The sequence below is a fragment of the Geomonas sp. genome (assembly GCF_056994735.1).
On sequence record NZ_JBXKJL010000114.1, the window covers coordinates 1 to 8,314 of the forward strand.

Sequence of the window (8,314 nt, forward strand, 5' to 3'; positions counted from 1 at the left end):
AAAGACGCTACCGTGACAGTGGACGGCAACGTCTTGGACTCAAAGGGATTCGAAGTGAGAGCGAGTAAGCCCCAGGACCAGGCCGCAGATCCCTCCTTCAATAACGAGCTCCTCGTTGATCTCATAGACGAAGCTGACTACCTGAAGGGTGACCACACCCTGAATCTCGTGAACCGCGATGGACAATCCGCCGCCATTTCCTTCCGCGCCAATCCCCTGACCGTTGCTCCCATAGGAGATATTCCGCGCGGGAACTCGCCTGTGATCTTGAAGATCACAGGTAAAAACTTCACCACAGGCATAACCGCAAGCTGGCGGGACGCGGCCAGAAATGAGACCTCCATAACGGCAGACCAGTTGAAAGTGGGGAGTGACAGCGAACTGGAGCTTTCCATAGTACCCGGCGAGGCTACCGGAACAGGGACCCTGACATTGACAGACACAAAAGGTGGCAGTGTCAGCAAAGAGGTCAACATCACCTGAAGCCGAAGCTGATGTAAAACCGTTGAATGATGACTGGCGCCCCTTTGGAAGTCACCATTCACCATTCACCATTCACCATTCACCATTCACCATTCACCATTCACCATTCACCATTCACAGCCTATTCGATGCGGAAGTCGGAATCTTTCAATCCCACGTTGCGGCGAATTTTGCTGAATGTAAGTATGGTCCTGTCCTTGTTCCATTCATCTATGAGTATCCTGCTGATCTTCCCCTCGAGATCGAAGTTGAGGGTGAGCTGCTTCACCGCCCCCTTGCTCTTCGGGAAGAGCTGCATGATCCACAACTTTCCGTGCCGCTCCGCCTTGACGTCCACCCCTTCCGGAAGGGTGTTCGCAGGCTTGGCCAGGTAGTCGAACCATTTCACGAGCCCCTCTTCGGGGGGCAAGGTCATCCTGTTCGTCACCCCCTGGTCAGGAAGCCGCATGGTCATGACATTATCCTTCAGGAGAAGCCTGCTGGCATGAGGCGGGTACAGCTCCATGTAAAACGTGTCGGGCTTCTTGAACTTCACCACCCCCCTGGACTTCAGCCTCTGCTTCATCATGGCCAGATGCTTTTCCTGGGTGATGTCCGCGGTGAAGTCTTTCATGGTCGAGAAGCCGCGGCGCAGCGTCTCCATCGCCTCGAGTGCGGGATCCCCGGCCGCCTCGGCGGAAATGACGGTGACCAGCAGCAAAGACAGCAGCAAAAAAATCATCTTCTTCATTTCCAGGTTATCCCCTCCCCACCCTGGCCCGCTCCCTGGAGAGGACGGAACCGGGCAGAGTCACATTACTTTTCAAAAAGAGGCTTTCACTTTCCTGATTAATACCAATCTTCCGCCAGCTTCCAAAGCTGTCATTCCCGAAGCGATTCTGATCGGGAATCCAGCTCCTAAACGACGTGATATCTGGATCCCCGATAAGGGCATTCGGGGATGACAATCTCATAGCGGAAGATTAGCGCTAATCAGTTTCACTTTTGCAGTCACCTCCACAGCCAAGGTGAGGGTCGCCGAGGCTATGAGAGCGGATCCCTCCCACACCTCGCCTTCAACCTGGACCAGTTGGCCAAAGGCCCTCACCACACGGGAGTTTATGGAGAGCTTCGCTTCCGGCCTCACCGCTGCGGGAAGCTGCACCGCGCGCAGGGCCGCCAGCACCCCCGACTCCCCGTCCCTCTGGCCGGCGGCGATGCCACCTAGCTGCGCCATGGCCTCTACCAGCAAGATAGTGGGGAAGTAGCCTTCCGCGGTGACGGCAAACTCTCCCGTTGCGGCGACGCCTGCCTCAAGACTGGTGACGCGATCGACGAACAGAAACGGCGGCCGGTGGGGAAGATAGGCAGCGGGGTCAGAATGGAACAGAATCCCCTCCGGTGAGTTCGATGGCATAGTAGGGCCCTTCCGGTGATGCCGCCAAGTGCAGCCCTGTCCGGCCCGGCTCGAGGGTCAGTACCAGCGCGGCCAGGGCGAGGCCCCCCATGGCGAGCGAACGGCCGAGGATCCGGCCGGTGTCGAGGCGGGGGACATCAGGCAGACGGGGCAAAAGTGTCTCATCGGAGGTCGCGGTCCCGGAGAGGGAGATTACATCGGCGGTCCAGGGTGCAGGCAACAGTCTGGCTATACCTTCATCGACGGCTCCGGGCGAAAGCCGCCCGATGGTCCTCACCTCCCCTACCCCCGCCAGGATCGGAGCCTGCCGTCTGCGGGCATGGGAATCCTTTTCCAGCACCAGGATACCGGCGCCTTCACTGAAGCCGGCACCGAAGCTCCGCAACTGCCCCATTGCCTTCAATCCCTTCAGCATGGCGGGAAAGACCTCATCCACCCCGCCGACCAGCATGACGTCTGCCCGGTCCTCTTCGAGGAAGCGCTTGCCCAGCAGGAAGGCAGACTCCGCGGAACAGAAGCGCTGAATGGTGGTTACGTTCGGTCCCTTCAGCTTGTATTCGATAGAGGCGTTACTGGCGGAGGCATTGGGTACGATGTTGGGGAAGAGCATCGGCACCAGTCCCTCTGCCCCGGAGGTGAAATAGCCTCTCAGGAACTCTTCTGCGTTGGCGATGCCGCCAAAGCCGCAGCCAAGGACGATACCGATGCGGCCGGGATCTATGGCCCCCGGCTCGATGCCGGCGTTTTTAAGGGCCATCCCGGCAGCGACCACGGCAAGGAGGCTGCAGCGGTCGAACTTCCGTGCCTTGAGCGGCGACATGAAGTCGGCCGCGCGGAAGGCCTCTGCCTTACCCCAGAAGTGGCCCCTCTCGCCCAGCACGTCTTCCGGCACGGGTCGCAGCTGGCAGGTGCCCCCCTTGACCGCTTCCACCAGCGGATCAGTTCCCACACCGGCAGCCGAGATTGCGGAGACACCTGAGATGACAATGTCGTCGTATCCACTATTCACGGGATCTCCCTCCAAATGTGTCTTCCGGCCGGCCACGGCCCGTCGGTCGTCCTGCCCATACCTTCTCATTTCGAGAGTACCAGGCAGGTGGTGTTGCCCCCGAAGGCGAAAGAGTTCGAGATGGCGATCGTGCTATCGCTGCTCCTGGGGCCGTGGTGGCAATAGTCAAGGTCGCATTCGGGGTCGGTGCCCCTGAAATTGAGGGTCTGGGGGATGATCCCCTCCCTGAGCGCCAGTACGGTGGCCATTGCCTCGACAGCCCCGGCGGCTCCGAGGCAGTGGCCGGTCATCCCCTTCACAGAGACCAGGGGAACCTGCGGGGCGCGGTCGCCGAAGACCAGCTTCATGGCCTTCGATTCCACCGCGTCGTTGAGAGGCGTTCCCGTGCCGTGGGCATTGACCCAGCCGACATCATCGAACTCGACCCCGGCGCGGTTGACTGCCTCGATGATGACCTTGGCCGAATCTGCCCCGCTCGGGTCGGGGGCGGTCATGTGAAAGGCCTCGCCGGCCACGGCATATCCGAGGATATAGCCGTGTATCACCGCGCCTCGCCGCCTGGCCTCGTTTTCCGGCTCAAGCACCATGAAGGCGGCGCCTTCACCGAGGGAGATGCCCTGGCGGCCGAGGCTGAAAGGGGAGCACGGTTGGGGATCAACCACCTTGAGCGAGTTGAAGCCGGAGAAGGTAAGAACGGAGAGGCAGTCGGAACCGCCGCAGACGGCGGCCTTTACCCTGCCGGTGGCAACCAGGTCGGCACCCCACCCGATGGAGCTGGCCGAAGAGGAACAGGCGGTCGTGATGCTGGACTGGTAGCCGCAGAGGTTGTAGGTGGCGGCCACGGCCGTGGCCGTCCGGTCCGGCAGCAGCCCCCGCAAGAGCGAAGGGGTCACCTTCCGCCCTGTCATCGTTCCCTGCAGCCACTCCTCGCACTGTAGCATCCCGGAGGCGCCTGCGCCGACGCAGACCGCGATGTCATAGGGGGAATAATGGCCGGCCGCGCCGCTTTCCCGGAGGGCCTCCCCGGCGGCTATGACACCGAACTGGTCGACCCGGGACAGTTTCGCCGCCTCCCTGGCCGTGAAGTAGTCGAGGGGGTCGAAGCCGCGGACCTGGGCCCCGATCCGGGAGGGAAAGGGCTCGACATCGAAGAGATCGACCGGCCCGATGGCGCTGGTGCCATCCAGAAGCGAAGCCGTGAATGACGGGACATCCTTTCCCGCTGCCGAGAAGATGCCTAGTCCGGTAATGGCTATCCTGTTTCTTCTCATAGCTTTCATGACACCCTCGCTTGTCCGTCTCGGCAAGGCACCCACTCCGCACCTAACGCCTCCAATCCCCCTCCCCTTGAGGGAGGGGGGCTGGGGGTGGGGAACTTGCCGTCCATGATGCAGTTCTCGCTAGGTTATCCCGCCATCGACCACCAAACACTGCCCGGTGATATAGGAGGCACCTTCCGAGGCCAGAAAGGCGACCACCTCGGCAACCTCCTCGGCCCTGCCGATTCTACCCAAGGCCGCCACTTTGACTATCTTCTCCACCATCTCGGGTTTCATGGAGGCGATCATCTCGGTCTCGATGAGTCCTGGCGCGACGGCGTTGACGCGAATCCCCATCGGCCCGACCTCTCGTGCCAGCGATTTGGTAAAGCTGACGGCGGCCCCCTTGCTGGCCGCATAGTTGGTCTGGCCGGCCGTGCCGGAAAAGGCGGAGACCGAGGAGATGTTGATGATGACGCCCCGCCTCCTGGCCACCATCTTGCGGACGGCCCATTTGCAGCAGTGAAAGAGCGGGTAGAGATTGCCCCGCAGGACAGCGTCCCAATCGGTGTCGGACATCATGGGAAGGTACCCGTCCCGCATGATGCCGGCGTTGTTGACCAGCACGTCGATGGAGCCCGTTGCCTTGGAAGCGGCCTCGACGATTGCCTTAGCCCCGTCGGAAGTGGCGACGTCAGCCTTTAGCACCGCTACCGTGCCCGGCAGACCAGAGGCCTCATCCGTGAGCGTCCCGGCTGCGGCGTCATTGGCCAGGTATGCCGCCGTGACGTCGGCGCCGAGGCCGGCGAAGTGCAGCGAGATCGCCCGCCCGATGCCGCGGGTACCTCCGGTGACGATGATCGATCTCCCCTCGAAATTCATGGCCCCTCCCATAACACTCCCCTCGGGGAGGCTTCACATCGGTTTCATCCTGCTGCGGGAAAGCCGCTTCACGTGTTTCCACATCGGCCCCCGGACCGGGAAACGGCGCAGGGCCTCGAGCATGGCATCGCTCATGTTCAGCGCCATCCCCGGCGCCACCCAGTTCCTGCGCGGCAGCGCCCGCTCGGCCACCAGCCCGCACAGCGTCCCCTTCAGGGGGGGCGAGATGTAGAAAACCGGCTCGAGCATCGGCGTCTTTGCGGTGATGACTCCGTCCGCTATGGCGCGTCCATGGAGAGCGGTGCCCGGGAAGATGCGGATGCCGGTCATGGCTATCACGGCGTCAGCCTCGAGTTCGTCGGCGAGGGCAAAGGTCTCGTCGATCGTCTCCTCGCTCTCACCCGGCCCGCCGAAGAGCATGTAGTGGGCAAAGGCGACCCCTGCGGCGCGGCAGAGCCTGGAGGCGCCGCGTATCTGGGAGACGCCGAAGGATTTCCCGAGGTTCGCCAGCATCGGGCCGGATCCGGAGTCGGTGCCGAATTCGATGGCATCGCAGCCGGCCGCAACCATGGCATCTATCAAAGAGGGACTGACAAAGCCGGGATTGACGAAGGCCGACCACCTTATCGGCAACTGCTCCGACTGCATCGCACAGCAGAGCTCCTCAGCGAACTCGGGTGGGTAGTTGAAGATGTCATCGACGAAGTAGATGTAGCTGACGCCGTGATCGTCGGTGAGCGACCTGATCTCCGCGATGATCTCGGGGATCGGGCGGAGCCGGACCCGGTTTCCCTCCAGAAGGGGGTAGTTGCAGTAGATGCAAGAGAAGGGGCATCCCCGCTTCGTCTGCAGGTTGGCCATCCCCCCCTCGTGGTGATAGCGCTCCACCGGGAAAAGCTGCCGGTCGGGGTGACCTATGGCCTTTACCAGGGCTGCGGGGAGGAAAGTGTCGCTCCCTTTGACGACGACACCGGGAAGCGAGACGCGGCTCCCCTCCCCAAGCGAGGCAATGAGCTCCGGCAACACCTCCTCCCCCTCGCCGACGACACCGAAATCGGCGCCCAAACGAGCCAGCAGCTCCGCCGGCATGAGGGAGAACCCCGAGCCGCCCAGGATGACGACAGCCTTGCCGGCACAGAGGTCCACGACTTCCTTGACCCCGGCCAGATAAGAGCGGGTCCCCGGGAAGGTGACGTTGTCGATATTCCTGATGGAGATGACGACGGCACCGGGGCGGAATTCAGCCAGCGCCTCGGTGACGGCCTTTTCGACGTCCGCGGCAAAGCACAGGTCGAGCACCCGGAGGCGATGCCCGCGTCCCGCCAGCGGCCCGGCGAGATAAGAAAGCCCCAAAGGGAAGACCGGGTAGGGATTTCTCTCCCTGTTGGCGGAGACGAGCAGGATGTCCATCAGGTACCCATGTGGTCCAGAAGCGCTGCCAGCCTCTCTCCGATCGGCTCCGGCAAGGTGTACTGCAGCACCCCGAACCGGTCGGTGAGGGCATGAACGCTGCGGCCGCTGGCCAGTTTCTTGCCGTCTTCGCCGACGATCACACAACGAAATTCCAGGGTGGCGGTATCGCTGCGGACCGCGGACGTTCGCACTACCAGCTCGTCCCCGAACCGCGCCGGTCGCAGGTATTTGAGCTCCAGCGAGACCACCGGCGCCTGGTAGCCGACAGCGGCGATCTGGGCGGGATCCATGCCGAAACGGCCGGCCAGATCGTTGCGTCCCTCCTCCATCCATGCGACGTAATGGCCGTGCCAGGCGATACCGTAGGAATCGACCTCGCTGAAGCGTACCCGGATGGGAGTCTCGTGGTATTTGGCTGCGGATTCAGGCTGCAAGTTCCCCCTCGATCCAGCGGTTGTATTTTTTCAGCGAATCTCCCGCCCCGACTTCCGTGAAATCCTTTGCCCCCGCCAGCACCAGGGCACGATAGCTCTTCTCCCAGTAGACCGGCAGGGTGAGCTCCCGCAGCATGAAATCCGGAATGTCGGAAGAGCCCAGGTAACGCTGGTCCAGATGGTTCAGCAGCGGACAGGCGGGATCGCGGTAGCGGTAGTCATTGAAGATAGCAAGAAGTTCCTGTTCCAGTGGCTCCATCAGTGGCGTGTGCAGGGGCGCGTCGCAATGAAAGGTGCGAACCGAGAAGGCTCCGGTCCGCATGGCTTCGGCGACGGCCTGCTCGATGGCATCCTCTTGTCCGCTTAGCAGGAAGTGACGGGAGGTGTTATGGTTGGCGAGGTAGACCCCGTTGTTGGCGGCGAGGGACAGCACGCGGTCGGAGGTGAGGCCGATGACGCAGCCCAGGGCGTAGCGGTCGGAGACTCCCAGGCGGGCCATGGCCAGCCCGACCCGCCAGGTGATTTCGATCGCCTCCGGTTCGTCAAGGGAGCCGCAGGCGACCAGTGCGGCGTAGATGCCCATGCTGTGCTGGGCAACGATATCGGGATCGATCCCGCGGCGGCCCAAGGTCCGGAGGAGGTAGAGGCTCTGGGCCACCCCAAGGATCTGGAGCTTGACGTTCTCGGTGCCTTTCCCGGACATCCACTCGAAGGAGCCCAGGTCCAGACGCGTGACGCGACGCACCATGTTCCTGACCTCCGCGAAATCGGCGTCATCGGGGAGGGAGGCAGCACGCGAAAGCGGTTGTCCTGGAAACATGAAGCACTTCATGCGGGCTCCAAAGACTCAAAAGCGTTTAACAGGGATGGACAGGATATCCGGGATAAAATCTTCTCAAGCTAAATCCCGGAAACAGCGTAAAGCAAAAGCATAAACCACAGAGGACACAGAGGGGCACAGAGGAAAAGCTGAACCACTGCTTCAAGTACCGTTTCTTCCTTTGCCACTACCTCTGCTCCAGCGTCTTCAAGAGGTCACTCTCAAGCTGAGATCAATTGTGTGAAAATTCAGTCGTCGCTTCTGTGTCTGGTTTTATCCTGTCAATCCTGTCTATCCCTTTGAACGATTTTTTCGGGGAGGGAGGCAGCACGCGAAAGCGGTTTTCCTGGAAACATGAAGCACTTCATGCGGACTCCAAAGACGAAAAAGCGTTTGACAGGGATGGGACAACAGGATATCCGGGATAAAATCTTCTCAAGCTAAATCCCGGAAACAGGTAAACCCAAAGCAAAAGCAGAAACCACGGAGGACACAGAGGGGCACAGAGGAAAAGCTGAACCACTGCTTCAAGAACCGGCTTCTTCCTTTGCCACTACCTCTGCTCCAGCGTCTTCAAGACGTCACTCTCAAGCTGAGATCAATTGTGTGAATATTCAG

General features: G+C 61.3%; 9 protein-coding genes. 1 reads left to right on the forward strand and 8 read right to left on the reverse strand.

The annotated features are described in order from the left end of the window. A partial coding sequence (locus AC11W3_RS05435; RefSeq protein WP_484092614.1) for a hypothetical protein occupies nucleotides 1-483 on the forward strand: 483 nt, incomplete at its 5' end. 121 nt (nucleotides 484-604) lie between these two features. On the opposite strand, the gene AC11W3_RS05440 is transcribed toward AC11W3_RS05435, so the two are convergent. The 8 genes from AC11W3_RS05440 to AC11W3_RS05475 form a co-directional block, all read right to left on the reverse strand. Beyond that, on the reverse strand, nucleotides 605-1,213 hold the full coding sequence (locus AC11W3_RS05440; RefSeq protein WP_484089455.1) for a LolA family protein: 609 nt from the start codon (nucleotides 1,211-1,213) through the stop codon (nucleotides 605-607). Between the two features lie 219 nt (nucleotides 1,214-1,432). Then, nucleotides 1,433-1,879 carry a 3-hydroxyacyl-ACP dehydratase FabZ family protein gene (locus tag AC11W3_RS05445; RefSeq protein WP_484089454.1) on the reverse strand — a complete coding sequence of 149 codons (447 nt, stop codon included), beginning with the start codon at nucleotides 1,877-1,879 and terminating at the stop codon, nucleotides 1,433-1,435. Continuing rightward, entirely contained in the window at nucleotides 1,839-2,888 is a 1,050-nt protein-coding gene (locus AC11W3_RS05450) for a beta-ketoacyl synthase N-terminal-like domain-containing protein (protein WP_484089453.1), read from the reverse strand. Before AC11W3_RS05450 ends, AC11W3_RS05445 begins: the two co-directional genes overlap by 41 nt. Nucleotides 2,889-2,953: 65 nt before the next feature. Beyond that, on the reverse strand, nucleotides 2,954-4,168 hold the full coding sequence (locus tag AC11W3_RS05455) for a beta-ketoacyl-[acyl-carrier-protein] synthase family protein (protein WP_484089452.1): 1,215 nt from the start codon (nucleotides 4,166-4,168) through the stop codon (nucleotides 2,954-2,956). A gap of 120 nt (nucleotides 4,169-4,288) precedes the next feature. Next, entirely contained in the window at nucleotides 4,289-5,029 is a 741-nt protein-coding gene (locus tag AC11W3_RS05460) for a 3-oxoacyl-ACP reductase family protein (RefSeq protein ID WP_484089451.1), read from the reverse strand. A 33-nt stretch (nucleotides 5,030-5,062) separates the two neighbouring features. Continuing rightward, nucleotides 5,063-6,439 (reverse strand): lipid biosynthesis B12-binding/radical SAM protein, encoded by a 1,377-nt coding sequence (locus AC11W3_RS05465; RefSeq protein WP_484089450.1) that lies wholly within the window; start codon nucleotides 6,437-6,439, stop codon nucleotides 5,063-5,065. Beyond that, nucleotides 6,439-6,876 carry an acyl-CoA thioesterase gene (locus AC11W3_RS05470; protein WP_484089449.1) on the reverse strand — a complete coding sequence of 146 codons (438 nt, stop codon included), beginning with the start codon at nucleotides 6,874-6,876 and terminating at the stop codon, nucleotides 6,439-6,441. Before AC11W3_RS05470 ends, AC11W3_RS05465 begins: the two co-directional genes overlap by 1 nt. Further along, complete coding sequence (locus AC11W3_RS05475; protein ID WP_484092615.1) at nucleotides 6,866-7,708, reverse strand: ACP S-malonyltransferase; 843 nt, start codon at nucleotides 7,706-7,708, stop codon at nucleotides 6,866-6,868. Before AC11W3_RS05475 ends, AC11W3_RS05470 begins: the two co-directional genes overlap by 11 nt. Nucleotides 7,709-8,314: the final 606 nt, after the last annotated feature.